Raw genomic sequence first — 235 nt, forward strand, 5'->3', positions numbered from 1 at the left:
ACACAGATCGGTCCCTTTTCAAATTTCTCAGAAAAGGTTGCAAGGCATGAGGATAAATGACTCGTATCTTCTAGATTATCAAATCGGATGATTTTTCTTAAGCCAATTTGCCTTAATAGTTCCTCTTCTCTCTCTTGGAGACTCTTGCGACTTTCTGCTTTGGGGTTCGTTTCAGGCAATGGCATCTGTTGTCTTTGCTCTTTCTCTTCCTGCATCTTAGCAAGTTGTTGCTGCA

Annotated in this window: 1 protein-coding gene; it reads right to left on the minus strand. The window is 41.3% G+C overall.

Annotated elements, in window-relative coordinates; translation table 11 throughout:
- On the minus strand, positions 1-235 hold a 235-nt coding region (locus BU804_RS10015; RefSeq protein WP_158025053.1), incomplete at both ends, for a hypothetical protein.

Source organism: Candidatus Protochlamydia sp. W-9, assembly GCF_001950615.1.
Taxonomy (GTDB): domain Bacteria; phylum Chlamydiota; class Chlamydiia; order Chlamydiales; family Parachlamydiaceae; genus Protochlamydia; species Protochlamydia amoebophila.